The organism is Streptomyces sp. NPDC046925 (assembly GCF_040644915.1).
GTDB lineage: Bacteria > Actinomycetota > Actinomycetes > Streptomycetales > Streptomycetaceae > Streptomyces.
The window spans coordinates 583,393-609,016 of the sequence record NZ_JBEYWZ010000002.1; the positions used below are offsets into that span (position 1 = coordinate 583,393).

Annotated in this window: 20 protein-coding genes and 2 pseudogenes; 10 read left to right on the plus strand and 12 right to left on the minus strand. The window is 69.8% G+C overall.

Annotated features, from left to right (window positions below):
• The first annotated feature begins 96 nt into the window (after positions 1-96).
• Both ABZ906_RS09030 and ABZ906_RS09035 read left to right on the plus strand, forming a co-directional pair.
• Entirely contained in the window at positions 97-4,380 is a 4,284-nt protein-coding gene (locus ABZ906_RS09030) for a discoidin domain-containing protein (protein WP_361379420.1), read from the plus strand.
• Between the two features lie 111 nt (positions 4,381-4,491).
• Positions 4,492-5,532 carry a LacI family DNA-binding transcriptional regulator gene (locus tag ABZ906_RS09035; protein WP_361379423.1) on the plus strand — a complete coding sequence of 347 codons (1,041 nt, stop codon included), beginning with the start codon at positions 4,492-4,494 and terminating at the stop codon, positions 5,530-5,532.
• A gap of 3 nt (positions 5,533-5,535) precedes the next feature.
• Here ABZ906_RS09035 and ABZ906_RS09040 read toward each other — a convergent pair whose 3' ends face one another.
• Positions 5,536-5,772: a hypothetical protein gene (locus ABZ906_RS09040; RefSeq protein WP_361379426.1), complete on the minus strand. Its 237-nt coding sequence runs from the start codon at positions 5,770-5,772 to the stop codon at positions 5,536-5,538.
• A 153-nt stretch (positions 5,773-5,925) separates the two neighbouring features.
• Here ABZ906_RS09040 and ABZ906_RS09045 point away from each other — a divergent pair, with 153 nt between their 5' ends.
• Entirely contained in the window at positions 5,926-7,098 is a 1,173-nt protein-coding gene (locus tag ABZ906_RS09045) for an acyltransferase (RefSeq protein WP_361379429.1), read from the plus strand.
• A 59-nt stretch (positions 7,099-7,157) separates the two neighbouring features.
• Here ABZ906_RS09045 and ABZ906_RS09050 read toward each other — a convergent pair whose 3' ends face one another.
• Complete coding sequence (locus tag ABZ906_RS09050) at positions 7,158-7,868, minus strand: haloacid dehalogenase type II (RefSeq protein WP_361379432.1); 711 nt, start codon at positions 7,866-7,868, stop codon at positions 7,158-7,160.
• Between the two features lie 90 nt (positions 7,869-7,958).
• On the opposite strand from ABZ906_RS09050, the gene ABZ906_RS09055 reads away from it, so the two are divergent.
• Positions 7,959-8,498: an ABATE domain-containing protein gene (locus ABZ906_RS09055; protein WP_361379435.1), complete on the plus strand. Its 540-nt coding sequence runs from the start codon at positions 7,959-7,961 to the stop codon at positions 8,496-8,498.
• Between the two features lie 73 nt (positions 8,499-8,571).
• Here ABZ906_RS09055 and ABZ906_RS09060 read toward each other — a convergent pair whose 3' ends face one another.
• Positions 8,572-10,152 (minus strand): hypothetical protein, encoded by a 1,581-nt coding sequence (locus tag ABZ906_RS09060; RefSeq protein ID WP_361379438.1) that lies wholly within the window; start codon positions 10,150-10,152, stop codon positions 8,572-8,574.
• A 248-nt stretch (positions 10,153-10,400) separates the two neighbouring features.
• On the opposite strand from ABZ906_RS09060, the gene ABZ906_RS09065 reads away from it, so the two are divergent.
• The 4 genes and pseudogenes from ABZ906_RS09065 to thpR all read left to right on the plus strand — a co-directional run.
• Positions 10,401-11,336, plus strand: coding sequence for an RNA polymerase sigma-70 factor (locus tag ABZ906_RS09065; protein WP_361379441.1), 936 nt, complete (start codon positions 10,401-10,403; stop codon positions 11,334-11,336).
• Positions 11,324-11,788 (plus strand): SRPBCC family protein, encoded by a 465-nt coding sequence (locus tag ABZ906_RS09070; protein WP_361379444.1) that lies wholly within the window; start codon positions 11,324-11,326, stop codon positions 11,786-11,788. The genes ABZ906_RS09065 and ABZ906_RS09070 overlap by 13 nt, the downstream gene beginning before the upstream one ends.
• 38 nt (positions 11,789-11,826) lie before the next feature.
• Entirely contained in the window at positions 11,827-12,432 is a 606-nt protein-coding gene (locus tag ABZ906_RS09075; protein ID WP_361379447.1) for a hypothetical protein, read from the plus strand.
• Positions 12,433-12,463: 31 nt separating this feature from the next.
• Positions 12,464-13,036: pseudogene (gene thpR / locus ABZ906_RS09080) on the plus strand (RNA 2',3'-cyclic phosphodiesterase); the annotation flags it as partial.
• A gap of 92 nt (positions 13,037-13,128) precedes the next feature.
• Here the strand turns inward: thpR and ABZ906_RS09085 are convergent.
• Positions 13,129-13,746, minus strand: coding sequence for an ABATE domain-containing protein (locus ABZ906_RS09085; protein ID WP_361379450.1), 618 nt, complete (start codon positions 13,744-13,746; stop codon positions 13,129-13,131).
• 177 nt (positions 13,747-13,923) lie between these two features.
• Between ABZ906_RS09085 and ABZ906_RS09090 the strand changes: the two genes are divergently transcribed.
• The gene (locus ABZ906_RS09090) at positions 13,924-14,667 is read left to right on the plus strand and encodes a metallophosphoesterase (RefSeq protein ID WP_361379453.1); all 744 of its coding nucleotides are present in this window, start codon (positions 13,924-13,926) and stop codon (positions 14,665-14,667) included.
• A 125-nt stretch (positions 14,668-14,792) separates the two neighbouring features.
• On the opposite strand, the pseudogene ABZ906_RS09095 reads toward ABZ906_RS09090, so the two are convergent.
• Positions 14,793-16,088: pseudogene (locus ABZ906_RS09095) on the minus strand (glycoside hydrolase family 30 beta sandwich domain-containing protein); the annotation flags it as partial.
• A 474-nt stretch (positions 16,089-16,562) separates the two neighbouring features.
• Between ABZ906_RS09095 and ABZ906_RS09100 the strand changes: the two are divergent.
• Positions 16,563-17,120 (plus strand): TetR/AcrR family transcriptional regulator, encoded by a 558-nt coding sequence (locus ABZ906_RS09100; RefSeq protein WP_361381350.1) that lies wholly within the window; start codon positions 16,563-16,565, stop codon positions 17,118-17,120.
• A 149-nt stretch (positions 17,121-17,269) separates the two neighbouring features.
• On the opposite strand, the gene ABZ906_RS09105 is transcribed toward ABZ906_RS09100, so the two are convergent.
• From ABZ906_RS09105 to ABZ906_RS09135, 7 genes are all read right to left on the minus strand, one after another.
• Positions 17,270-17,458, minus strand: a complete 189-nt coding sequence (locus ABZ906_RS09105) for an antitoxin (RefSeq protein WP_361190420.1) — start codon at positions 17,456-17,458, stop codon at positions 17,270-17,272.
• Positions 17,459-17,606: 148 nt separating this feature from the next.
• On the minus strand, positions 17,607-18,647 hold the full coding sequence (locus tag ABZ906_RS09110) for a LacI family DNA-binding transcriptional regulator (RefSeq protein ID WP_361379456.1): 1,041 nt from the start codon (positions 18,645-18,647) through the stop codon (positions 17,607-17,609).
• Positions 18,648-18,710: 63 nt separating this feature from the next.
• Positions 18,711-21,149, minus strand: coding sequence for a glycoside hydrolase family 3 C-terminal domain-containing protein (locus ABZ906_RS09115; protein WP_361379459.1), 2,439 nt, complete (start codon positions 21,147-21,149; stop codon positions 18,711-18,713).
• Positions 21,150-21,221: 72 nt separating this feature from the next.
• Positions 21,222-22,973 carry a discoidin domain-containing protein gene (locus ABZ906_RS09120; RefSeq protein WP_361379462.1) on the minus strand — a complete coding sequence of 584 codons (1,752 nt, stop codon included), beginning with the start codon at positions 22,971-22,973 and terminating at the stop codon, positions 21,222-21,224.
• 90 nt (positions 22,974-23,063) lie between these two features.
• A complete protein-coding gene (locus ABZ906_RS09125) occupies positions 23,064-24,152 on the minus strand; it encodes a DUF1996 domain-containing protein (RefSeq protein ID WP_361379465.1) in 1,089 nt (362 codons plus the stop codon).
• 600 nt (positions 24,153-24,752) lie between these two features.
• The gene (locus tag ABZ906_RS09130) at positions 24,753-25,106 is read right to left on the minus strand and encodes a hypothetical protein (protein ID WP_361190431.1); all 354 of its coding nucleotides are present in this window, start codon (positions 25,104-25,106) and stop codon (positions 24,753-24,755) included.
• 195 nt (positions 25,107-25,301) lie between these two features.
• Positions 25,302-25,610, minus strand: a complete 309-nt coding sequence (locus ABZ906_RS09135) for a hypothetical protein (RefSeq protein WP_361190434.1) — start codon at positions 25,608-25,610, stop codon at positions 25,302-25,304.
• Positions 25,611-25,624: the final 14 nt, after the last annotated feature.

Consider the following 25,624-nt stretch of genomic DNA (forward strand, 5'->3'; position numbering starts at 1 on the left):
CGCTTTGGCTGTAGTCAACTCGACACTTGTCTGCAATTCTCCAACTTCTCAACGCGAAAACGTGCGCGTTGCGAGAGTGAGGGAGTCGCACGAGCCATGAGACGCATCGCAGACGCCCGGGCCTCGGCCCGAAGATCCCGCTGGTGGTGGCGGCCGTTCGCTGCCGCGCTCACCGCCACCCTGCTGCTGCTCGGTCTGCCCGCCCTGTCCGCATCCGCCGCGGGCGGCCCCGACCAGGCCGCGGGCAAGCCGGCCAAGGCAAGCAGCGCCAAGGAGGCGCACGGCGCCGGTCAGATCACCGACGGCAACGCGGGCTCGTACTGGGAGAGCGCGTCGTCCGACCTGCCGCAGTGGGTCCAGGTCGACCTCGGACGCGCCACCCGCGTCGACGAAGTCGTCCTCAAGCTGCCCCCGGCCTGGGAGACCCGCAAGCAGACCCTGTCCGTGCAGGGCAGCTCGGACGGCTCCGGCTTCAGCACCCTTGCCGCGTCGGCCGCGCACTCCTTCGAGCCCGGCTCGGGCAACACGGTGACCATCCGCTTCGCGTCCGCACAGACCCGCTACGTGCGGGTGCACGTCACCGCCAACACCGGCTGGCCCGCAGCGCAACTGGCCGAACTGCAGGTGCACGCGGCCGCCGACGCCTCGGTGAACCTGGCCCTGGGCAAGACGCTCAAGGCGAGCAGCCACACCCAGACCTACACCGCCGCGAACGCGGCCGACGGCAACCGGTCCAGCTACTGGGAGAGCGAGAACGGCAAGCTGCCGCAGTGGGTCCAGGCCGACCTCGGCACCACGACACGGATCGACGAAGTGGTCCTGCGGGTGCCCGAAAGCTGGGGCGACCGCACCCAGACCCTCAAGATCCAGGGCAGTACGAACGGCTCGGACTTCACCGACCTGACCGCGTCCAAGGAGCACGCCTTCACCGCGGCATCGGACCACTCCGCGACGCTCTCCTTCGACTCCGCCACCACGCGCTACGTCCGCGTCCTGATCACCGCCAACACCGGGCAGCCCGCCGGCCAACTGTCCGAGCTGGAGATCTACGGCCCTGCGGGCGGCGACTCGCAGGCACCCACCGCGCCCAAGAACCTCGCCCTGACCGAACCGGAGCCGGGGAAGATCAAGCTCACCTGGGACGCCTCCGACGACGACAAGGGCGTGACGGCCTACGACGTCTACGCGAACGGGGAACTGCTCACCAGCGTCGCCGGGGACGTACGCACGTATACTGACACCCGGTCGGCAAGCGCTGACGTCACCTACTACGTGCGGGCCCGCGACGCCGCGGGCAACGCCTCGGCCAACAGCAACTCCGTTACCCGCAAGGGAGATTCGGGCGACACCCAGGCCCCCACCGCACCCTCGAACCTCGCCTTCACGCAACCCTCCGGCGGTGAGATCAAGCTGACCTGGGGCGCCTCGGACGACAACGTGAAGGTCACGGCGTACGACGTGTACGCCGACGGCAAGCTGTTGAAGTCCGTGGCCGGTGACGTGACGACCTACACCGACTCCCGACCGGCGGGCGTCACCGTCTCCTACACGGTGCGGGCCCGCGACGCGGCGGGCAACGTCTCGGCGCACAGCAACACCGTCACCCGGCCCGGCGGCGGCAACACCGACCTGGCCGCGGGCAAGCCGATCACGGCCTCCTCGGTGATCCACACGTTCGTCGCCGAGAACGCCAACGACGGTCAGCTGTCCACCTACTGGGAAGGCGCTGCGGGCAGCTACCCGAACACCCTGACCGTCAAGCTCGGCGCCAACGCCGATGTCGACGCGGTCGTCCTCAAGCTGAACCCGGATGCCGGCTGGAGCCCGCGCACCCAGAAGGTGCAGGTCCTCGGCCGGGAGCAGAAGGCCACCGACTTCACCTCACTGGTGGCGGAGAAGGAGTACTCCTTCAGCCCCTCCGGCAACCAGAACACCGTCACCATCCCGGTCTCCGGCAAGGTCGCCGACGTGCGCCTGCGCTTCACCGCCAACAGCGGCGCCACGGCCGGACAGGTGGCCGAGTTCCAGGTCATGGGCGCCCCGGCGGCCAACCCCGACCTGGAGATCACCAAGCTGTCCCACGCGCCGGGGACGCCGACCGAGACCGACGAGCTGACCCTGACCGCGACCGTGCGCAACCGCGGTACGGAGGCATCTACGGCCACCGACGCCACCTTCCGCCTCGGCGGCAACAAGGCGGGCACGGCGCCCGTGGGCGCGCTCGGCGCGGGCGAGTCGACGACGGTCGACGTCAAGGCCGGTGCGCTCGCGGCGGGTTCGTACCCCTTCAGTGCGGAGGTCGACGAGAAGAACGAGGTGATCGAGCAGGACGAGGGCAACAACACCTACACGAGCCCGAGCCCGCTGGTGGTCAAGCAGGTCGACTCCTCCGACCTGGTGGCCTCGCCCGTGAGCTGGACGCCGTCCGCGCCCACCGCGGGCAAGGACGTCACCTTCAGCGTCGCGATCAAGAACCAGGGCAGCAAGGCGTCCGCGTCCGGCGCGCACGGCATCACGCTCGTCGTGCAGGACGACAAGGGCGCCACGGTCAAGACCCTGACCGGCGAGCACAACGGCACGATCGGCGCGGGTGACACCACGGCGCCGGTCAAACTCGGCACCTGGTCGGCCGCCAAGGGCCGCTTCACGGTCAAGACGGTCATCGCCGACGACGCCAACGAGTTGCCGGTCAAGCGCGAGAACAACACCAGTACCCGTTCGCTGTTCGTCGGCCGAGGCGCCGACATGCCCTACGACACCTACGAGGCCGAGGACGGTGTCCTCGGCGGCGGCGCCAAGACCGTCGGGCCCAACCGCACCGTCGGCGACCTGGCGGGCGAGGCCTCGGGCCGCAAGGCCGTCACCCTGAACTCGACCGGCGAATCAGTGGAGTTCACCGCCAAGCAGGACACCAACACCCTGGTCACCCGCTTCTCCATCCCGGACGCACCGGGCGGCGGCGGCACCGAGGCGACCCTGAACGTCTACGTCGACGGCACTTTCCGCAAGGCGATCGACCTCACCTCCAAGTACGCCTGGCTGTACGGGGACGAGGCCGCACCCGGCAACTCGCCCAGCGCCGGACCTGCCCGGCACATCTACGACGAGGCCAACATCATGCTCGGCGGGACGGTCAAGGCGGGCAGCAAGATCAAGCTCCAGAAGGACGGTGCCAACACCTCCCGCTACGCGATCGACTTCGTCGACATGGAGCAGGTGGCACCGAAGGCCAACCCCGACCCCGGCTCCTATGTGGTGCCCGCCGGATTCGGGCACCAGGACGTGCAGAACGCCTTGGACAAGGTCCGCATGGACACCACCGGAAAGCTGACGGGCGTCTACCTGCCGGCGGGTGACTACGAGACCAGCAACAAGTTCCAGGTCTACGGAAAGACCGTCAAGGTGGTCGGCGCCGGTCCCTGGTACACCCGGTTCCACGCGCCCAAGTCCCAGGACAACACAGACATCGGGTTCCGCGCCGAAGCGAGCGCGAAGGGCTCGTCCTTCACGGGCTTCGCCTACTTCGGCAACTACACCTCACGCATCGACGGCCCCGGCAAGGTCTTCGACTTCCAGAATGTCTCCGACATCACCATCGACGACATCTGGAACGAGCACATGGTGTGCCTCTACTGGGGCGCCAACACGGACCGCATGACCATCAAGAACTCGCGGATCCGCAACATGTTCGCCGACGGCATCAACATGACCAACGGCAGTACGGACAACCTGGTCGCCAACAACGAGGCACGGGCCACCGGGGACGACAGCTTCGCCCTCTTCTCGGCGATCGACGCCGGGGGCGCGGACATGAAGAACAACGTCTACGAGAACCTGACCACGATCCTGACCTGGCGCGCGGCGGGCGTGGCCGTCTACGGCGGCTACAACAACACCTTCCGCAACATCCGCATCGCCGACACCCTGGTCTACTCCGGGATCACGATCTCCTCGCTGGACTTCGGCTACCCGATGAACGGCTTCGGGACCGATCCGACCACGTTCGAGAACATCACGATCGAACGGGCCGGCGGCACCTTCTGGAAGGGACAGGACTTCCCCGCCATCTGGGCGTTCTCCGCGTCCAAGGTCTTCCAGGGGATCCGGGTGAACAACGTCGACATCATCGACCCGACGTACCACGGGGTCATGTTCCAGACGAAGTACACCGGCAGCACTCCCGAGTTCCCGGTGAAGGACACCGTCTTCACGGACGTGTCCATATCGGGCGCGCCGATCGGTGTCTACGTCAACGAGATGCCGGAGGCCGGCCAGGGCCCCGCCGTGGGTGAAGCGACCTTCGTGCGGCCCAAGTTCAGCAACAACGGACAGAACACCAAGAACGACACGTCCACGTTCAAGCTCACCATGCAGCCCTGACCCACCTGAGGAAGTGCGCGTGTTCACGGCCGTCCGGATGCCGGGCGGCCGTGAACATTGATCGCCGCATCAACGTAACTGGCTTGCATCTCTTGCGCTATTCTTGCGTTCATGACGCGACGACTTGCCCAAGTTGCGAAGAAGGTGGGGGTCAGCGAGGCGACGGTCAGCCGAGTCCTCAACGACAAGCCCGGTGTCTCCGACGCGACACGACAGTCCGTCCTCACGGCACTGGACGTCCTCGGATACGAGCGGCCCACGCAGCTGCGCGGAGAGCGCGCCCGGCTCGTCGGTCTCGTCCTGCCGGAGTTGCAGAACCCGATCTTCCCCGCCTTCGCCGAGGTCATCGGGGGCGCGCTCGCCCAGCAGGGCCTCACGCCGGTCCTGTGCACGCAGACCAGGGGCGGAGTCTCCGAGGCCGACTACGTGGATCTCCTGCTCCAGCAGCACGTCTCCGGCGTGGTCTTCGCCGGAGGTCTCTTCGCCGAGGCCGACGCGCCGCACGACCACTACCGCCTGCTTGCCGCCCGGAACATCCCGGTCGTCCTGATCAACGCGTCAATCGACGGCCTCGACTTTCCCTGCGTCGCCTGCGACGACGCCGTCGCCGTCGAACAGGCCTGGCGCCACCTCGCCTCGCTCGGGCACGAGCGGATCGGCCTGGTGCTCGGCCCCGCCGACCACATGCCCTCGCGCCGCAAGCTGGAAGCCGCCCGTGGGACGGCGCGGGCCGCGGGCGTGGAGCTGGCCGACGAGCACGTCGAGCGGTCGATCTTCTCGCTGGAGGGCGGCCAGGCCGCGGCCGGACGCCTCCTGGAGCGGGGAGTCACGGGCATCGTGTGCGGCAGCGATCCGCTGGCCCTCGGGGCGATCAGGGCGGCCCGCCGCCGGGGGCTCTGTGTTCCCTCCGACGTCTCCGTGGTCGGCTTCGACGACTCGGCCTTCATGACCTGCACGGAGCCGCCGCTGTCGACGGTGCGCCAGCCCATCGAGGCGATGGGCCGCGCGGCGGTCGATCTGCTGTGCGCCCAGATCCGCGGGACCCAGCCCCACCCCGGCGAACTGCTCTTCGAGCCCGAACTCGTCGTCCGCGGATCGACGGCGCAGCTCTCGGCCTCGCAAGCGCCGACCGCGCGGGTGTCGACCGGCTGACGGCTAATCGTCGATGCACTTGGGGTACTTCGAGCCCCGGTTGCAGTCGTGGTAGTCGTACTTGCTGACGCGGAACTTCTTCTCGTCGCCCGCCTTGGTCGGGTCGACGACCAGGTAGAACTTCTTCCCGTCCCTGATCTTGTCGGTGACCTTCCCGGCGGGGCCCTTGTCGAAGTCCTGCGCGCACCCGGTGAGGGCGAGTGCGCAGACTGCCACGAATACGGCAGCGAGGCGGTACATGTCGTGCTCCGATCAACTCGATGAGGGGCATCAGTGTAAGGGCGACCGAGCGGCCGCCCGTCGTCCCCCTCGGACGAGTGAAATCTTTCAGCAGAAGGGGGAGCTCGCGGGGATGTGCTGTGTTGACGGCCGTGTGGGTGTTGTCGTCCCCTCATGCGCAGCAGCAATCGGCAGTACCTCGTATCCGTAGATCATCTGCGTGCCTACGCTGCCGTGCTCGTGCTCCTCTGCCACGGAACGCAGATGATCTCCCCGTTCCTCAGGGAGACCACGAACAGCGACCCGCGCGGCTGGCTGTACACGGAAAATCCCCTGGGCACCCTGGTGCTTGAAGGCCACACCGGGGTGGCCCTCTTCATGGTCCTTTCCGGATTCATCTTCACCATCGGCACCCTGGGCAAGGACGTCCACTACGGCCGGTTCCTGGGGAACCGGGTTCTGCGGATCTTCCCGCTCTACATCGCCCTGATCATCCTGGGTGTCGGCGCGCACAAGCAGGGGGCGGACCTGCTGGCCGTGGTGCAGTCCCTGGCCGGTCTGGGGAACCTGCCCGGGTCCCTCGACCTGGGGGCGGTGTCGAAGATGTGGTGGGCGATCGCGGTCGAGTTGCAGTTCTATCTGCTGTTCCCGCTGTTCAGCCGGATGCTCACCAAGCACGGCCCCACGGCCCTGTTCAAGCTCCTGGCCGCCATTGCCGTGATCCGGACCCTGGTGTGGGCCTCGGCGACCGGCAGCATCAACGTGAACTCGATGCTCTACTACAGCCTGGCGGGCAGGATCGACCAGTTCCTGATGGGCATGGTGGCCGCCTGGTTCTTCGTGCACCACCGGGCACGCTTCCGGGGACTTCTGAAGGTCGCCCTCGCGACAACCCTGGTCACGGGCGCGGTCTGGGCCTTCAACCAGACCCACTCCTTCCAGGAGGGGCACGCCACGCGCCTGCTCTGGGTCGACGTCGAAGGAGCCCTCTGGTCCCTGGTCGTGCTGACATACGTGGCCACCGTCACCTCGACGGGAGTGGTGTCGCGGGGCATCGCCAAGGTCGGCGAAATGAGCTTCTCCGTCTACCTGCTCCACTACATGATCGTCACCGCGCTCATCTCCCGTCGCTGGTGGATCGAGTTGACGGGGCGTCCGGTGGTGGACGCCTGCATCACCGCGGCGGCGGCGGTCCTGCCCCTCACGCTGGCCGCGGCCGTGGTCACGTACAACGGCATCGAACGCCCCTTCCTCCGCTGGCGCCGCGCCTACCTCATCCCCGACCCCCAACCCACAACCCCGGCAGAACCCCCGGCCCCCAAACCGGCGCTGGTGTCCCCCAGGTAGCAGGTCGCTCGACGCGACCGGCATCGCACATCCCTACTGACCACAACGGCCCTCTGCCTCTACGCCACCGCCAAGCCGGCGGCCAGTTCGTCCAGGCTCTCCGCCCGCCAGTCGAAGCGGTCCGTGCTCCGCGGCGGGTCTGCGACCGGTCGTTGTACGTAGGCGGTTCGCATGCCCACCGCCCGGGCTCCGCGGAGGTCCCACGCGTGGGCGGCGACCATCAGTACGCGTTCGGGCGGGCATCCCGCCGCATCGATCGCCAGTCGGTAGACCTCCGGGGCGGGCTTGTGGGCGCGGGCGTCCTCGGCGGACAAGGCCTGGTGCCAGCGCAGACCGGCGTGTGCGTTCAGGCGCAGCAGCGCGCCGCGGCTCGCGTGGGAGAGCCCCAGTACGGGGAAGTCCTGTGCCAGGCGCGCCAGGCCGGCGGCCGAGTCCTCCCAGGGGGTGAGGCGCTCCGCCGCTCTGGCCAGGCGTTCGATGGCCGGCGGATCGGTGAGCCCGGCCAGCGCGGCCACACGCTCAGCCGCCTCGCGGTCGATGACCTCACTGTTGGCGTACGGCCGATCCCCCTCCCCCATGCGCCGCTGCTCGTCGCCGACGTGGGCGTACCACGCCGACAGCAGGTGATCGAGTGTCGGGTCGTCCGGGACCTCGCCGGGCGCGGACACCGCCTCGGCGATGGCCGCACGCAACCCTCCCGCTTCGTCCACCATCGTTCCGAGCACATCGAAGACGACGGCCTCGATCCCGACCTCGCAAGCCCCGGGCATCTGTTCTCCTCTCCGCCCTCACACTCGGCGTCACCGGTTTAACCGGTGACGAGTCTTGCCCGGCCATACGTCACCGGTCAAGATGGTGACGTGCACTTCGCCTTCGTGAGCGGCAACCCCGCCCTGGACCTGGTCGCCACCGTGGAATCCCGCAACGACCGGCCCGTCGACCTCTTGGCCACCCCCTCCGACCTCGAACAGTGGGTTCTCGCCTGCGAGGAACTTCCCGATCAAGTGACCGCCGACCCGGCGACGTTCACCTCCGCCCTGCGGCTGCGCGAGGCCATCCATCGGCTCGCCCTCGACCGCATGCAGGGCCGCCGCTACACCCCGGCCGACCTGGACACCGTCAACCAAGCTGCCGCCGTCCCGCCGCCCGTCACGCAACTCAGCGACGCAGGCCTTTACTTGACGGGAGACCTGGCCGCCGCGCTGGCTCACGTCGCCCGCCGAGCGATCGCCCTGCTCGCCGACCACGACAGCTGCCTCAAGGAATGCAGCCGTCCGAGCTGTTCCCGGCTCTACCTCGACCGCTCCCGTGGCGCGCGCCGCAACTGGTGCGGCATGCAGGCCTGCGGCAACCGCGTCAAAGCCGCCGCCTACCGCGCCCGCAAGCACGGCACGCCGTGACCCACCAGCCCCGCCTCGAACTTGAGCTTGAACTTGCGCTTGCGCTTGCGCTTGAGCGACACCGTGGCTGCGGTCACAGAGTGGCGAACACCCGCCGGAACAAGTCCAGGGCCTCGTCGGCCCAGCCCAGGACGTTCAGGGCTGACCCCAGATTCCCCGGTGGACGGTTGATCAGCGTGTCGTGGCGGATGAGCCGGTCGAAGTCCACGAGCACCGGGTTCTGGCGGGGCGTGGTCGTGTCGGGGCGGAAGAACGGGACACCCGCGAGACGCATCACGTTGATGACCTCCTGCGCGAGAATCCCGTACCCGACCGTCGTCGGGTGCACGCCGTCGATCGAGAACAGGCCGCCGTCGCTGCGCCGTCCGTTCTTGACCGCGAGGAAGTGGGAGTTGGGCGGCGGTGACAGCGCCTGCAGCGCCGACGGCAGCGGATAGGGCTGCCACCAGTCCGGACGCGCCAGCGGGTCCTCGGCGTAGCGGCGCGACGCCAGCCGGTCCATCAGGCCGCTGGTCTCCAGGAGATACCAGTCCTTGCCCTTGGTCCGGGCGGCCCGGACCATGTCCGTGATCGCGTAGTTGTACGCGTCGATCGCGTCGTCGACCTGCCGCGCCTGGTCCGCGGTGATGTGGGGGTCCCTGCCCTTGTCGAAGTCCTGGTCCTTGATCCACGGGCGGGTGTAGTAGGGGAAGTAGCGCGAGCCGGGCTCGACCTTTTCCGCGACGCCGCGCGCGATCGGCGCGATGGTCACGTGCGGAACCGTGCACCAGATGACGTGGCGCGCCTTGATGCCGGCGACCTGCGAGGCGACCTTGCGCAGCTCGGAGATGAAGTGCTTGGGACGCCAGACCGTGAAGCGCCCCTTGGCGTCCAAGTCGTCGAAGCCGGAGTCCTCACTCCACACCACACGAAGTTCGGTCACCGCCCGCAGCGCGTTGTTCGATCCCAGGAAGACGACGAGAGTCTCGATGCCGTGCGGCGAGCCGGAGCCGTCGGTGTCCTTGCCGAGCTCGGCCGCCGCGCCCAGCTGGGTGAGGGCGCCCGCGGTGTCGGGCTGGGTGGGAAGGACCCGCAAGGCGGCGCGCTCGCCGGCGTTCTGCACGATCTGGTTCACCAGATCATCCCTGGGCACGTCGATCCGCTTGCGGCACTCGTCCGCAGACTTCGACAGCGCGTCACGCAGGTCCCACCCGAACACGGCGAGGTTGTGCATGATGGCCGCGGTCGACGGCACCTTGCTGCCGGGTCCGCGCTCCCAGTAGTCCTCCACCCGGTCCATCACGTGGCGGGCCCGGAACAGGGCCGGCGGCACCTCCCACCAGTCGACGGTCCGCCCGTAGTGGTCCTCCAGGTCGCGCAGGAAGAACTCGAGGTTGAACGGCATCCCGCCGAAGCCCCCGTAGAGGGGATAGCGGAAGTCCGGAAGCCATCCCAGCTCATGCGCGATGATCGCCGGGTAGGACAGCCCTGTGTTGAAGACGGCCGCGCTCTGGAATCCCTGCGTCAGCGAGTCCCCCACCGCGACCAGCCGGTGCCGGGGATCGCCCGCCCGGTTCGGACTGACCTCGACGCCCAGCTTCGGGTCGGTCACCGGCACCCGCGGGCTCTCGCGTTCGGACGTCCGCGAGCCTTCACGACGTACGGAATCGCGCATGATTCCCCCCTTGGCACACCGCGGCGCACCGACTGTGTCCCCGCGCTGCGCCCCCGCGCGAGGCCAGTTCCTGCGTAGCAGAGCCCGGGCCCCCGCGGCAGATCCCCGACGGGAGATACGCAGAACTCGGTGCGTCCTATGAGGTGAATCACAGGGGCGGACTGTCACGGTTCGCGGGTTCGGGGTGTCTCGATGGGCGTCCGAAGAGAGGAGCGGATCCATGACGATGCGGAAAGCCGAGGCCGGACATGGCTGATGACGTTGCGGATGCTGCGGACGCCGCGGATTCCGCGGATGCCTTCACCGAGCACCGACCACTGCTGTTCACCATCGCCTACGAGATGCTGGGCAGCGCCGCCGACGCCGAGGACGTGCTGCAAGAGAGCTACCTGCGCTGGAGCACGGTCGACCCGGCGGCCGTCGAGCACCCGCGCGCCTACCTGGTCCGCGTGGTGACCCGGCAGTCCCTCAACCACCTGCGCGCGGTCAAGGCGCGCCGCGAGGACTACGTCGGCCCCTGGCTGCCCGAACCGATCCGCACCGCGCCCGAGGTCAACGAGGACGCCGTCCTGGCCGAGTCGGTGTCGATGGCCATGATGCTGGTTCTGGAGACCCTCAACCCGACCGAACGCGCGGTGTTCGTGCTGCACGACGTGTTCGGCTACACCCACGGTGAGATCGCCACCTCCGTCGGCAAGAGCGAAGTCACTGTCCGGCAGATCGCCCACCGCGCCCGCAAGCACGTCCACGCACGCCGTCGCCGCTTCGAACCCGACTCCGAGGCCACCCGCGCCATCGTCCGGCGCTTCCTCTTCGCGGCGACGACCGGTGAGATCCAGGGCCTGATGGACCTGATGGCACCCGACGTCGTGGAGATCTCCGACGGCGGCGGCAAGGCCACCGCGGCCCGCCGCCCGATCACCGGCCGCGACGAGGTCGCCCGTTTCACCCTCGGCGTGGCCCGCACCACCATCACACCCGCGACACGCATCGAGCACGCCCTCTACAACGGCATGCCCGCGGCCCTCTGCCTCACCGACGGCGAACTCGACTGGCTGCTCGCCTTCGAGATCCACGACGGGCAGATCACCGGCCTCTACGCCATGCGCAACCCGGACAAGCTGCACCGTGTGGAAACGGTGCGGCCACTCGACAGAGGAGAGCCCCAGCCATGGAAACCATGACCGTCGAGCGCACCATCGCCGCCCCGATCGACGAGGTGTTCGCCTGGCTCACCACGACCACCAACTACACACGCTCGCCCCTGGTCCTGCGCTGCCGTCTGGCCAGGGCAGGCGAATCCGCCCCCTACGGGGTGGGCGCGGTGCGCAGCCACCTGTGGGCCATCGGCTGGCTCAGCGAGCGCATCACCCGCTACGAACCGCCCTACGTCACCGAGTACGTCGTCGACCGCAGCGTGCCGCCGTCCCGGCACGAACTCGGCCGCATGACGTTCACCGAGACCGACGGCGGAACCGTGGTCACCTGGACCACCCGCGCCGAAATGCGCGCCCCGCTGGTCGGCGCCTTCCTGACCCGCCACCTCGTACGCCCGATGATCACCGGCAGCTTCCGGAGCATCCTGGACGCCGCCGACAGCGCCCTGGCCCGCCGCCCCAGCCCGAACCGGGCCTGACGAGCGCGCGACGGCGCGCGTCTGCAAGGGTGTCCGTCATGGATTCCGCTGCGGGCACCGGGCCCCTCCGCCACCACGAGACCGGCGTACAGCTGACCCGTTTCGCGGGACGGATTCTGGTGGTCTGCCCGGCATGCGGCGGCCGTGCGGTGGTGCTCCCCCGGCCCGGTCTGCCCGTGCCCCGGTATTTCACCGAGCTCCAGTTCCAGCCGCGGCGGCTGGCCTGTGGCGCGTGCGGGGCCGTTGCCGACTGGGAGCCCGAGGTGCGGGGCGCCGGCCTGGTCGGGGCCGCGCTGGGCGGCAGTGAGGACCCGTTCTTCCGCCGTCCCCTCTGGCTGCAGACCCGCTGCGCCGGCGAGATCCTGTGGGCCTACGACGAAGAGCACGCCGCCGAACTGACCGCCTATGTCGGCGCCCGGCTGCGCGAACGCGGCGGGACGCAGCCGACGATGTCCATGATCGCGCGGCTGCCGTCGTGGATGAAGCGCGCGGACAATCGCTCCGCTGTCCTGGCCGGTCTCGAGACGCTGCAAGCCCTGGCCACGCGGTCGGCGCCCGCCGACCGTTCCGATGCCGCACATGAGCGCGGCGACCGCTCCCGTGCGCGCAGCAGCATGTACGTCCGGGGCGGCCCCTACGAGTGAGGGGCCGCCCGGATGCGGTACGAAGTCTCCTGTGAACGATCAGATTCAGGCCACGACCGTCCGTGCGTTCATCGCGCTCGCCCCGCCCGACGACGCGAAGCTAGAACTGGCGCAGGTACTCGCCCCTGCCTATGAGGCGCATCCCCGGATGCGGTGGAACCGTATCGAGGACTGGCACATCACCCTGGCGTTCCTCGGCGAAGTGCCCGCCTCGGTGGTTCCGCTCCTGAGCACGCCGCTCGCGCGCCTCGCGGCGGCCCGCCGTCCCCTCACGCTGACGCTGCGCGGTGGCGGGCACTTCGACGAGCGGGTGCTGTGGAGCGGAATCAGCGGGGATCTCGATGCGCTGCATCTGCTCGCGGGCGAGGTGCGTGCCGTGGTCGAGGAGTGCGGAATGCCTCCGGCGGAGCGGCCGTTCCGCCCGCATCTGACGCTGGCCCGCGCCCGGCGGGACACCCCGTCCTGCGCGGTGGAAGCCGCCGCCGGGCTCGCCGGGTTCACCGGCCGCCCGTGGCGGGCCGGGCGTCTGCATCTGGTCGCGAGCAACATCGGGCGCGGTCCGGGGCCCATCCGCTACCGCGACGTCGGCGCCTGGGACTTCGGCGGCCACGACCAGGCCACCGGCCTCGGTCACCGCACCGGCCTCGGTCACGACACCGACCCCGGCACTGGCACCGGCACCGACACCGGCACCGGTCACGACAGCGCTGAATCGCCCTCGGACGCCACGCGATGACGCCGGTAGTGGCGAGCCGCGCGGGCGCGGTTCCCGCATGACGCCTTGCACCACTCCTGCCGTCCGTGGCTCTTGACGAAATAGCGCACGCACCGAGGCGCCGTACAAGCGCGTAGCTGCTCGCGTTGCGGACCGCTGAGGAAGTCGATCGCGGCGCGCGCCAGGGTCGCCACGAGGCCGATGTGCGGATCGTCCTGCACCGTCAGAAGCCGTACGGCGGGGGGTGCTTCGTGCGGCCACTCCAGCTGCGGGGCGATCAGTTCGCGGGCGGCGGCCGTGTTGAGGTGGGCCAGGGCCTCTTCGGCGGGCATCAGGCGGTGGGCGTCCGCCGGGCTGGGCGGTGCGGGGCTGACCGCCCGGGCGAACAACGCCCTTACCGCACGGCGCAGTTCGACGATCTGCCGCTTGAGGTCCTCGTCCGCCGTGAGTTCCCCGGCCCGGAAATGGGCGGGCAGCAGGCCGTCCTGCTCACGGATCCAGCGGGTGACGTCCCGGACCGTGGTCAGGTCGTCGGTGACGCCGCCGTCCCCGTCATGGCGGATCGTGCTCGCCAGTTCCAGTGCCAGCCAGCGCTCCACGGGTCGTCTCCTCTTTCCGCTGCCCATCTCCGGGCACTGCCGTACGCCATCAGCCGCCGGCCACTTGTTCCCATCCCCCGGCACACTCTAATGTCCTAACGGCAAACTGAAAACTTCCGTTAGACATGTGGGGCGGGCGACCCTGCGCCCCCGCCCCCACCAGGAGGAGACCGAGCGATGACAGCGTTGCTTGCCCAGATCAGTGACCTGCACCTCGACGGCAGCGAGCGCGCGACCCGTCGCGCCACGCACGTCATGGACTATCTGCGCGCCCTGCCCCGCCCGGTCGACGCCCTCCTGGTCACCGGGGACATCGCCGACCACGGCACCGAAGCCGAGTACGAGGAGGCAGCCCGGATCCTGGCCGCCCCCTTCCCTGTCCTCACCTGCCCGGGCAATCACGACGCGCGCCCCGCCTACCGCAAGGCCCTGCTCGGCCAGGAACCCGGCGAGGGCCCCGTCAACGAGGTCCACCACATCGCGGGCACCGCCATCCTGATGTGCGACTCCACCATCCCCGGCCGCGACGAAGGACTCCTCGACGCGGAGACGCTGGCCTGGATCGACACCACCCTGGCCGCACTGCCCCGCGACACCCCGGCCCTGATCGCCTTCCACCAGCCGCCCGTCGATCTCCACCACCCGCTGCCCGACGCCTACACCCTCCAGCAGCCCGAACGGCTCGCCGCGCTGCTCGAAGCGCACCCGCGCATAGCCGCGGTCCTCACCGGCCACGCCCACACCGCGGCCGCCAGCATCTTCGCCGCGCGCCCGCTGATCGTCGGGCCCGCCATCACCTGGACCCTGCGTCTGCCCTGGGAGGGCGACAAGCCCGCGGACCGCGAGCAGCCGCCCGGCCTCGCGTTCCACGTCCTGGACGACGATCACCGTCTGACCACGCATTACCGCGTGCTGCCGTAACTCTCGGCCCTCATGCCGAGCCCGGCTCCGAGCCCGCGTCGTCTGCCCCGCGCCCCAACCGAGCCCGCATCGCCTGCCCCGCGCCCCAACCGGGCGCGGGGCAGGCGAACGCTCGCTCAGGGGCGCCAGGTGAAGGTGGCCACCGCCCCCGCGGGCAGCGTGTAGGTGAAGGTGCGGCCCGCGTCGGTGACCGAGAAGGTCTTCGCCGCGGAGCCGGTGTTCACCGCGTACACGGCCCGCGAGCCGTCCGGGTTCTGGAACGCGACGTTCCTGAGGGTCGTGTCCCCGGTGGAGCCGATCCGGGTCGCTCCCTCGTCCACGAACTTGGTCAGGTGACCCAGCATGTAGTACTCGGCGTTCTTGGTGACCGTGCCGTCGTTCCTGGTCTCGACGACGCCGTTGCAGCGCGTGCCGCACAGACCTTGGTGCGGGCCGCCGTTCTGGTCGAGGGCGAGGTTCCAGCTGACGACGGTCTCGCCGCCACTGCGCATGTTGCGTACGACGAGGTTCTCGGCGTGCCACTTCAAGGTGTCGGCGAACGTCTTGGAGGTGTCCGAGGAGTCGGTGCCCGAGCACTCCGTGAAGAAGACCCGCTTGCCCGCGTCGCGCACCTGCTGCTCGCCCTCGGGGCTGCCGCCGTAGCAGTGGAACGCGGCGCCGATGAGGCGGTTCATGCCGGAGGTCTGGCCGAACACTTCCAGGGGGTAGTTCGGGTGGTCCCAGTTGTGGTCGTAGGCCAGGAGGTTGGTGCCGAGACCGGCGGCGGTCAGGGTCTTGTCGAGGACCTTGAGGAAGGCCGCCTGCTGACCCGAGGTCATCGACATCGACGGATAGGTGGAGTTGGCGAACTCCGGCTCGTTCTGGACGCTGAGGTCGGTGAGCTTGACTCCCTCGCCCTGGTACGCCTTGATCGCCTTGACCAGGTAGTCGGCGTAGTCCTGATAGTGCGCCGCGTTGAGACTGCCGCCCTTGAGCGAGCCGCCCGCCTTCATCCAGGCCGGCGCCGACCAGGGGGACCCCATGAAGCGGATCCGCGGGTTGACGGCGAGTGCTTCCTTGAGGACGGGCAGGGTGTCCTTCCTGTCGCGGTCGATGGTGAAGCGGCCCTTGGTGTCTTCGTACGTGGTGAAGTTCGCGTCCGCGTTGAAGTCACTGCTGCCCAGGGGCTGGCGCAGGTAGTTGAGGCCGATGCCCTCACCGTCGCGCGAGAAGAGCGAGGTGAGCAGGGATTTGCGCTTGTCGGCGGGCAGTTGCCGGATGAGGCGGGCGGAGGCCTCCGTCACCGAGGCGCCCGCGCCGGTGAAGCGCTGCCCCTTCGCGCCGGGGTCGATACGGATGTCCGTGCTCTGCGGCCGGCCGGTGAAGGGCGCCTCACCCGCGTGCGCGAGTTTGCGGCTCCCGTCCGGCGTGGTGATCCACACCTGTGCCGCCGGATCGGCTGCCGCCTGCCCGGACTTTCCGTGGGCCGCAGGCGAGGCGGGGCGCGCCTGGGCCTCGGTGAGCGGGCCGTAGGCGATGGCCGTGCCCGCGAGCGCCAGGGCGGCTGCCGCCCCGGCGGTCTTCAGGCCGGTGCTGCGGCGCGTTCTGTGGTGTGTCCTGCTGCTTGTCCTGCTGCTGGTTCTCATGTGCGGCTCCTTGGTCTGCGATGCACGCGTACGTGGTGGGGCCTGCGCAGTGGGGGGTGAGCGGGCAACATGGAAGCACACTTACTAAGTACTCAGTAAGTGGTTGGGACGCGCTTCTTTCCGGACGATCAACTCGCGCCTAGACTCCGCACCGTGACCACGCACAAGGCAGCGAAGACCGCAGGCGCGAAGACGTCAGCAGACCGCCGGCGCCAGGGGGAGGTCACCCGCCGCGGCCGCAGCCAGGCCGCTCAGGAGCGGCACGACGAGATCCTGCGGATCGCCATGGAGACCTTCGCGGCCCGCGGTTACGGCAAGGCATCGCTGGCGGAGATCGCCGAGCGCGCGGGCCTGACGCAGGCGGGCGTCCTGCATTACTTCCGCACCAAGGAGAACCTCCTGACCGAGGTCCTCGACTTGCGCGACAACGCCGAGATCGCACCGCTCGGCCCGCAGCGGCCCCGCGGAACGGCCTTCCTGCGCCACCTCGTGGACACCGTGCGCCACAACACCGAGCGCGAAGGCATCGTCCGGCTCTACACGGTCCTGTGCGCCGAGAGCGTCACCGACGACCACCCCGCCCAGCCGTACTTCCGGCGGCGCTACGCGGGCCTGCGCACCTTCATCGTCGAAGCCCTCACCGAGGCCTGCGAGCTCGACGAGGTGCGGCCCGGCCTGGACATCGAGAACACCGCCAACGTGATCATCGCCGTCATGGACGGCCTTCAGGTGCAGTGGCTCCTCGATCCGGCGGCGGTGGACATGGCGGCCGCCACGGAGCAGGCCCTCGAAGCCCTGCTCGCGCAGATCCGGGCGCACGACGCCTGACGCGGCCGGAATCCCGACCCAGCGGGAAAACCGAACGCCCCGCACCCGCTCCGGCATCACTCGGAGCGGGTGCGGGGCAGCAGCGCTGCAGCCACAGCGCGGATGGAAGAATCCAGGCTAGCGGCGGGCACTGACAGTCGCGGTCGGGCCTACTTCTGCGGGGGCTGGCCCTGGTCCCCGCCGAACTGGTCCCTCAGCTTGTCCTGGGCGGTGTCGACCTGGCTGGAGTACTTGCCCTGGGTCTTGTCGTCGACGAAGTCACCCGCCTTGTCGATGCCCTGCCCGGCCTTGTCCTCGTGGCCCTTGAGCATCTGCTTGAGCTTGTCCATGACTGACATGGGCCAACCACCTCTCTGAGTCGCCCCCACATCCAGGCTCACATCGCGAGCCGTGTTCCGCATCCGGTGGCGCCGCCCGCCCGCCCTGCCTGCGGTAACCCGCCCGCCCTGCCTGCGGTAACCCGTGCGGCCGCCCCCTGCTGCGACGCTAGGCCGACTCGCGCACCACCAGTTCCGGCTCGAAGATCACCGAGGTGGGGTCGGTCCGTACGCCCTCGATCTGTTCCTGCAGCAGCCGGGCCATCTCCGCGCCCATCTCCTCGACCGGCTGCCGCACCGTCGTCAGAGGGGGCACGCAGGTGACGGCCACGCTGGAGTCGTCGAATCCGACCACGGCCACATCCTGCGGGGTCTGCTTGCCCGCCTCCCTCAGGGCCTGGCACACCCCCTGTGCCATAAGATCGTTGGCCGCGAACACCCCGTCGATGTCCGGATGCTCGGCCAGCAGCCGGCGCATCGCCTTCGCCCCGCTCTCCAGCGTGAACCCGCCCTCGGCGACGGGGATGTAGGGCTGCCCGCCCCGCTCCATGCCGTCCTGGAAACCGGCGAGGCGTTCGCGGCCCGCGGGGATGTCCAGCGGGCCCGAGATGGTCGCCACCCGCCGGCAGCCGCGCGCGAGGAGATGGTCGGCGGCCAGCCGTGCCCCGTCCCGGTGCGCGAAGTCGACGAACGTCACGCGGGCCCGCAACGAGGGGCGGGCGAAGAACACCGCGGGCGCTCGGGCTTCGGCAAGCAACTCCGGCAGCGGGTCCTGGGCGTGCGTCGAGACGACCAGGGCGCCGTCCGCGTTGCCCTGGCGCAGATACGTCAGGACCTGCTGGCGGGAGTCCTCCGTCTCGGCGAACATCAGCACCGGATGCATGCCGCGCGGCCGCAGGAAGCCCACCACCCCGCTGACGGCCCGGCCGAAGAACGGGTCCGCGAACACCCGCGCGGCGAAGGCGTTCTGTGCCGTGTCGGAGTGATCTCCGGCGCCCGATACGACCAGGGCGATGGTGCCCGCGCGCTGGGTCACCAGGGAGCGCGCCGCCCGGTTGGGCGCGTAACCGGTGCGCTCGATGGCCGCGTTGACCACGTCCTGGATGGCGGGGGCGACATTGCGCACGCCGTTGACCACCCGGGAGACGGTGGCGCGCGAGACCCCCGCCTCGCGCGCCACGTCCTCGAGCGTCGGCATCTGTCTGTCCATTCGGGAACCCTAACGCCCAGCCCCCGGGCTCTCATAGAGCGCTCTCCCGCACCTCCGGGTCCGCTACCGGCGCTCGCCCGGCCCCCGGACCACCGCCGTCAGCGGCAGATCACCGGCGCTGCACCCGGCAAGAATCCGCCAGGACCCCTCTTCGGTCCGCCAGGCCCCCGTGTGTGTGTCCCAGTGGCGCAGCATCCGCGCCGGGATCCGCACCGTGGCCGTCACCGTCTCCCCCGGCTCGGCGCTCACCGCGGTGAAACCGGCGAGCCAGCGCACCGGGCGCTCCACGGCGGATTCGGGCCGCGCGAGGTAGACCTGCACCACCTCACGTCCCCTGCGCACGCCCGTATTGCGCAGCCTCACCTCCGCGACCAGGGCCTCTCCCCCGTCGTGCGGGCCCGCGACCCGCAGCCGCTCGTAGCTCCAGGTGGTGTAGCCGAGGCCGTGGCCGAACCAGTACGCGGGCGTGCGCCCGGCCCGCAGCCAGGCCCGGTAGCCGATGTGCAGGCCCTCCGTATAGGCGAGGCGGCCGTCCTGCGGGCGGGTCTGCGTGACCGGGGCGTCCGCGAGGGCGGCTCCCCAGGTGGTGGGCAGTCGGCCGCCCGGTTCGGCCTGCCCCAGAAGGACGTCGGCCAGTCCGGTGCCCGCTTCCTGCCCGGGGAACCACGAAAGCAGCACCGCCCCGGCCTCCTCCCGCCAGGGCAGCTCCACGGGGCCGCCGGAGTTGACGACGACCACGGTGCGCGGATTGGCGGCGGCGACCGCCGAGACGAGTTCGTCCTGGCGGCCGGGAAGGGTCAGCGACGTGCGGTCGTGCCCCTCGGACTCGCTGCCCTCGGTGGTGCCGACCACGACCACGGCCACGTCCGCCTGCCGCGCGGCCTCGATCGCTTCGGCCAGTGCCTGCTCCTGGTCCGGCTCGGGCGGCGCGGCCGTCACGACGACGGCGCGGCCGGTGTCGGGGGCCAGTTCCCGGCGGGCCACGACGTGGGCGGGCTGTCCGCCCGCGAGCCATACGGAGGCGTGTCGGCGCGGCGGGTCGAGGTGAATGACCGCGGGATCCTCGCTGTCGCGCGCGAACTCGCCTTCCACCAGGAGCTGTCCGTCCACCGCGAGGCTCATCCGGCCGTAACCGCCCACCCCGAACGTCCACTTGCCGTCACCGGCCGGGCGTACCAGCGCGCTGATCTCGACGGTGCGGGCCTCCGGCGTGACCGGCGGCTCCAATTGCCGCCCGGACAGGCGGTGTTCGGCGTACAACTCACGCCCGGTCGCACTCAGCACGCGCAGCAGCACGCCGGGCTCACCGGTGAGCGGGTTCTCGCACCGGGCGGGATCCAGTGGCAGGGGCAGCCCGCCCAGGTCCGGGCCCGGCGCGTGCAGCACCCTGATCCGGCCGGGCAGTTGGGCACGGATGCCGTCCAGCGGGGTGACGACGTCCGGCGGGAAGACGCCGGCGCTGCCTCCGCCCTGGAGCCGCGGCGTCGAGGCGTGCCGCCCGATGACGGCCACGCTGTGCAGCGCGGAGGCGTCCAGGGGCAGGACGTCCTCGTTGCGCAGCAGGACGGTGCTCGCCGCGACGGCCCGGCGCAGCAGCCGGCGGGCCGTGCCGCCCGGCCAGGCGCGCGGCGGGATGCCGCGTCCGCCGCCGAGCGCGCCGACCCGGTCGGCCAGGGTCAGCAGGCGCACCACTTTGTCGTCGATGGCCTCCTCCGGGACGCTTCCGCCGAGGACCGCTGCCACCAGCGCCGCGCCCCACGGCCCGTCCGGTCCCGGCATCGCGAGGTCCTGGGCCGCCGCAGCGCTCTCGGCCGTCAGCCGTACGGCGCCCCAGTCGGAGACGACGGCGCCGTCGAACCCCCACTCCCCCTTCAGGGGTTCGGCGAGGAGTTCGTTGGCGGTCATCGTCGTGCCGTTGACGCCGTTGTAGGCGCTCATGACGAGCCACACCCCCGCGCGTACGGCGGCCTCGAAGGGGGCCAGATACACCTCGCGCAGCGTCCGCTCGTCGACCCGTACGTCCAGGGTGAGCCGTTCGGTCTCCGAGTCGTTGGCCACGTAATGCTTGGCCGTCGCGGCGACCCCGTGGGCCTGGATGCCGCGTATCAGGGCGACTCCCGTGCGCGCGGCCAGTTCCGGGTCCTCCGCCAGGCATTCGAAGTGGCGCCCTCCCAGCGGGGATCGGTGGAGGTTCAAGGTGGGCGCGAGGACCGCGTGCACCTTCTTGCGCAGCGCCTCCAGGGCGAGCAGTTCGCCGAGTTCACCGGCCAACTGCTCGTCCCAGAGGGAGCCGAGTGCGGAGGCGGAGGGCAGGAGCAGCGAGGGACGGCGTTCGTCCCACTCCTCCCCCCGCACCCCGGCGGGACCGTCCGAGAAGACCATCTCCCTTAGCCCTAGCGCTGGTTCGGCGCGGGTGCGCCACACCGTGGCTCCGGTCAGCAGGCCCACCTTGCGCACCAAATCAAGGCTGCCCACCAGCTTCAGCAGTTCGTCCCGCGTCATTCTTTGCTCCTCCTGCCCCCGACCGGAAGCGGCGCCGGCGTCAGATCACTCGGATCACTCGGATCACTCGGATCACTTGTAGACGCCGAATTCGTAGAGCGAGTAGCCGTATCCGGTGCCTCGCTGTGTGCCGTTGACCCGCACGTACCGGCCGGAGCCGTTCACGTCGAAGTCGTCGATGCCGCCGTTGCCCGCGCTCACCTCGTGCACGGTCTTCCAGTCCCTGCCGTTGTCGGAGGTCTGGATCGTGTAGGCCTTCGCGTACGAGGTCTCCCAGTTGAGCTGGACGTGCTTGAAGGAGGTGGTGGAGCCCAGGTCGACCTGGAGCCACTGCGGGTCGCTCCAGTCGCTGGCCCAGCGTGTGCCGTTCTTGCCGTCGACGGCGTTCGCGGCGGTGCACGGGCAGTCGCCGCTGCCGGGCTGGAAGGAGGAGGCGGTGGCGGTCTTGCCCAGCGCGATGTTCGTGCCGTTGACCGGCGGCGGCACCACACGTACGGAGCGCGTCTCGATGCCGACGTTGCCCTTGCCGTCGCTGACCTTGACGTAGATCTTCCAGACGCCGGGCTTGTCCGGCGCGGTGACCTTCAGGCGGCCCGAGCCCTGGTTAGAGACGGTGAGCGGGGTGAGGTCCTTGTTCTTGTCGATGTACATGCTGTTGGCGAGGACTTCGTAGGACAGCGCGTCGCCGTCCGGGTCGCTGACCTTGGTGGTGAGCGTGAGCGGGGCGCCCGCGGGGACCTTGCCCGCGTCACCGTCGACGGTCAGATCGGAGATCACCGGCGGGGTGTTGTCACCGGCGGTGCTGCCCTTGTAGGCCTTCTTCACGGTGTAGTACGAGAGCCGCTTCTGGCCCGCGGGCAGCAGGTTGAACCAGACGCCGCCGAAGTCGTACTCCGTGCCGTAGTGGAACATGGTGGCGCCGAGCGCGACGCCCCGATGGCCGGTGACGCAGTCCCAGGCCTTGGTGTATCCGGCGGCCTTCGCCTGGTCGGTGGGCTCCTGCGGAACGCCGTTGGCGTCGTCGGGGACCTCCCACTCTCCCGCGGGCCCGGATTCCGTGACGATGTAGGGCTTGGTGTAGCCGCCCTTCTCCCAGTCGGCCTTGATGTCGCACGCGGCGTTGTAGGAGTTGACCGCGTAGAGGTCGAGGTCGGGGGCGTTCTTCTTGTAGTAGGTCCAGGCGCCGGTCCAGGCGTCGGTGGAGGTGACGGGGTGGTTGGGGTCCACCGCGTGGATCTTCTTGGCGACGTCGTTGACGAAGGTGGTGTACGCGTCGCGCTGCTTCTCCAGCTCGTCACCGGCATAACAGTTCTGCAGGCCGAGCACCGATTCGTTGCCCACGTTCCACATCAGGACACCGGGATTGTCCTTGTAGGTGTCCACCCACTTGGGAAACTCCTGGAGCATCTGGTTCTTGTACGCGGTGTCCGTCAGGTAGTTCACACAGCCGCCGCTGCCCGGTCCGCCGCCGGGCTGGAGCCAGAAGCCCGCGACGACCTTGATGCCGTGGGCGGCGGCGGAGTCGAAGAGCGGCTTGCTGGAGGCGTCGGTGCCCCAGGTCCGGATGGTGTTGACGCCCATAGACCGCAGATCGGGCATGTACTTGTCGGCGTCGGCGACGGACGGGCCCCAGGTCAGGCCCTTGACCTGGTACGGGGAGCCGTCGACGGTCAGCTGCCAGTTGCCTTGCGAGCCTGTCACCTTCACGACGCCGCCGGCCGCGTGGGCCTGCTGCGCGGGCAGCACGAGCGCGCCTGCCACGAGCAGGCCGGCGGCCGCGGGGGCCACGAGGCGCAGGGAGAGAGCGGAACCTGGTCTGGGCATGGGGGTCTCCTGTGCGGGGGGATGGGGAGGGTGCGGAACGGGAGGCGACTGCGAAGGGCGGAAGGGAGCCCCGCCCTTCGCAGGCCGGGATCACGGCAGTTCGTAGTTCTCGTCGAGCGCCGCGCCCGCCTCGGGGTGCGTCTGGTCATAGCCGCGCGGGTCGCACTGCAGGCCGCCGACGATGCAGTGATCCACCAGCGCCTTCAGCGTCGCGTCGTCCCACGCGTTGAAGAAGTCGTAGTGGAAGGAGTGGCCGGTCCCGCTCGCCAGGCGGACCTTCGACATGTCCCCGTTGACGGGGAACGCCATCTTGAACTCGACCATCGGCAGGGCGACGGGATGACTCGTCGGGCACACGTTGTCGTTGGTGCCGTTCTTGACCACCGGGTAGGACATGTGGCTCTGGTGGTCGGGTGAGTCCAGCGTCTTGCCGTCCCAGCAACTGGGCGCCTGGAAGCGGATGTTGAGCTGCGTGTCACGGCTCGTGGGGCAGTTCTTGGGGAAGTCGACGTTGAAGTAGCTCTCCCCGCACTCCCACCCTTCGACGAAGCCGGGGTGGTCACGGAACTCCTGCGCGCTCTGCATCGGGCTGCCGACGACGAACCTGAGCCCCTTGGGGAACGGCCGCACACTCGTGTAGTCCGTGACCCCGGCCTTGTAGTAGATCGTCTGATCCCCTACGGGCCGGATCTCCTTGTCGCCGTTGTAGAGCGTGGGCATCCAGTACGCCGACCTGTCGCCGGGCGCCAGGCACTTGGTGGACCCGGCGTCCAGCGAGGCCGTGGTGCTGTTGGCGTTCGTCGTGGTGTTGCCCATGAACGTGTGGTCGTGCGACTTGCCGGGCTGGCCGGGATAGACGATGGGGTCGTCGGGGGCGGTGTGCGTCACCGAACAGTGCGCCTGGAACTCGTGGAAGTAGCGGTGCGGCGGCGCGTCTGCGGACGGCTTCGCCGCGGTGACGGGCGACTTGGCGGGGATGTACCCGTCCGCGTCGGCGTCCTCCGCCGACATGCGGGTGGACGCGGCCATGGCGTGCCCCGCGTGTGCCGCCTGCGCCTCCCGCGTCTGGGGCTGTGATGCGTTGTCGGCGCTCATCGCGATGCCGCCGATGCCCAGTGAGCTCAGTATCAGGGCGCCCGCTATCAGCGCTCCCGAGATCGTTTTCGATCTCCGTGCCATGGAGACCTCCTGCCACGTGGAAAGGGATGGGGGGACCGGCATGCCGGGAGCCGTGGCCGTGCGCTTCCGGACACCGGGTGTGGAGGACTGCGGACGCCAACCAGCCACCCGTAGCCATGAGTTGCGGAGCGCCCGGACGGAAACGGAACTGGGAGAGCGCTCTCCCGGAGTGTTCCCACCGTGACACGAGCGTGTCAAGAGAAGGTGAACTACTTGGTGGCGGCGAGGGCGGGGCGACGGTGCGCGGATGTTGCACGCGAGGGGCCTGGCGCGTGGGGCGTACGAGCTGCGGGCCGCAACTTCCTTGAGGTCAGGGGGTGTTGCAGGGCCGACGTCATGGCTCCGACGGTCCCGACGGCGGCTTGGCGCCGATTGGCGGCGAACTGGAGCGCCGGATCACGGGCGTTGACGTGGCATTGACGTATCGGCCGGGTGCATGCAGGATGCCGTGCAGGAGAGCGCTCTCCGCCGTGCCTTGCTGAGCTCTCTCCGCACAGACGGCAGGCCCATCGGGGAGTCACATCGCTCCCCGATGGGCCTGCACCGCACTGCTCACCGACCTGCTCGCCGACCTACTCGATCGGCTGGTCGCTCAACTGCTCACTGAAACGTGTGGACCAGCTCGATCTTGCCGACGATGTGAGCGTTGAAGTCGTCGAGCTCCTCGGCCGGAACCCACAGTTCGAGGATCGTCCTGCCACCCGCCTGCTGGACGGGATACCTGCGCAGGAACTCGGAGTCGACCTCGAAGCGCGTGACGTGGCCGGAGCCGTCGTGCTTCACGTTCCAGTCCCTCGCGATCCTGATCGCGTAGTCCTCGTTGAGGACGGGGTAGAAGATCGGCTGCTCGGGCAGCCGGGGCGGCCAGGCGCGCCAGTCCGACTCCCGGACCAGATCCAGCTCCTTGGGGCCCGTCGGGCGCCAGAGAGTCGTCGTCGCGGGACGGCCGGTCATGAGAAATCCACCTCTGCGTCGGGGCCGCCGAAGCGGCTGGTCAGGAGGTGGACGATACCGGTGCGGTGCGGGTACGGGCCACGGAGTTTGAGCGGCGGGAGCGGGGGCGATTCGGTGCGGGCCCGGGCTTCGCTGCGAGCCCGGGATGGGCCGGGCCCGCAGCGAACCAGCGTCGTGAGCCGTCGTGAGCCGTCGTCAGCCGCCGTCGCACCGGAGGTCCGCGGGCCGCATGTAGCCGAGCTTCTGGCCGTTGTCGGTGCGCGAGACCTGCCAGAGGGCGTCGGCGCCCTGGCGGGTGCCGTTCACCGGAGTGCCCGGGTCGAGATACCCGACGACCTCGGTCCACGGGTTGTCGCCCGCGTAGATCGGGGCATCGGCGTGGGTGGCGAAGCAGGTGCCGCCGGCCGCGGCGGTGCCGCCGAGCACCGGGAGGGTCAGCAGACTCAGGGCCAGGACGGCCGCGATGCGCGTCACGCTCCTGCGGGCCTGTCGGATACGGGACATGTGGGTCCTCCTTG

What these genes read in the sequence shown, in the direction of transcription:
- ABZ906_RS09030 (WP_361379420.1), top strand. Translation starts at nt 97, where the DNA reads ATGAGACGCATCGCAGACGCCCGGGCCTCGGCCCGAAGATCCCGCTGG.
- ABZ906_RS09035 (WP_361379423.1), top strand. Translation starts at nt 4,492, where the DNA reads ATGACGCGACGACTTGCCCAAGTTGCGAAGAAGGTGGGGGTCAGCGAG.
- ABZ906_RS09040 (WP_361379426.1), bottom strand. Translation starts at nt 5,772, where the DNA reads ATGTACCGCCTCGCTGCCGTATTCGTGGCAGTCTGCGCACTCGCCCTC.
- ABZ906_RS09045 (WP_361379429.1), top strand. Translation starts at nt 5,926, where the DNA reads ATGCGCAGCAGCAATCGGCAGTACCTCGTATCCGTAGATCATCTGCGT.
- ABZ906_RS09050 (WP_361379432.1), bottom strand. Translation starts at nt 7,868, where the DNA reads ATGCCCGGGGCTTGCGAGGTCGGGATCGAGGCCGTCGTCTTCGATGTG.
- ABZ906_RS09060 (WP_361379438.1), bottom strand. Translation starts at nt 10,152, where the DNA reads ATGCGCGATTCCGTACGTCGTGAAGGCTCGCGGACGTCCGAACGCGAG.
- ABZ906_RS09065 (WP_361379441.1), top strand. Translation starts at nt 10,401, where the DNA reads ATGGCTGATGACGTTGCGGATGCTGCGGACGCCGCGGATTCCGCGGAT.
- ABZ906_RS09070 (WP_361379444.1), top strand. Translation starts at nt 11,324, where the DNA reads ATGGAAACCATGACCGTCGAGCGCACCATCGCCGCCCCGATCGACGAG.
- ABZ906_RS09075 (WP_361379447.1), top strand. Translation starts at nt 11,827, where the DNA reads ATGGATTCCGCTGCGGGCACCGGGCCCCTCCGCCACCACGAGACCGGC.
- ABZ906_RS09090 (WP_361379453.1), top strand. Translation starts at nt 13,924, where the DNA reads ATGACAGCGTTGCTTGCCCAGATCAGTGACCTGCACCTCGACGGCAGC.
- ABZ906_RS09105 (WP_361190420.1), bottom strand. Translation starts at nt 17,458, where the DNA reads ATGTCAGTCATGGACAAGCTCAAGCAGATGCTCAAGGGCCACGAGGAC.
- ABZ906_RS09110 (WP_361379456.1), bottom strand. Translation starts at nt 18,647, where the DNA reads ATGGACAGACAGATGCCGACGCTCGAGGACGTGGCGCGCGAGGCGGGG.
- ABZ906_RS09115 (WP_361379459.1), bottom strand. Translation starts at nt 21,149, where the DNA reads ATGACGCGGGACGAACTGCTGAAGCTGGTGGGCAGCCTTGATTTGGTG.
- ABZ906_RS09120 (WP_361379462.1), bottom strand. Translation starts at nt 22,973, where the DNA reads ATGCCCAGACCAGGTTCCGCTCTCTCCCTGCGCCTCGTGGCCCCCGCG.
- ABZ906_RS09125 (WP_361379465.1), bottom strand. Translation starts at nt 24,152, where the DNA reads ATGGCACGGAGATCGAAAACGATCTCGGGAGCGCTGATAGCGGGCGCC.
- ABZ906_RS09130 (WP_361190431.1), bottom strand. Translation starts at nt 25,106, where the DNA reads ATGACCGGCCGTCCCGCGACGACGACTCTCTGGCGCCCGACGGGCCCC.
- ABZ906_RS09135 (WP_361190434.1), bottom strand. Translation starts at nt 25,610, where the DNA reads ATGTCCCGTATCCGACAGGCCCGCAGGAGCGTGACGCGCATCGCGGCC.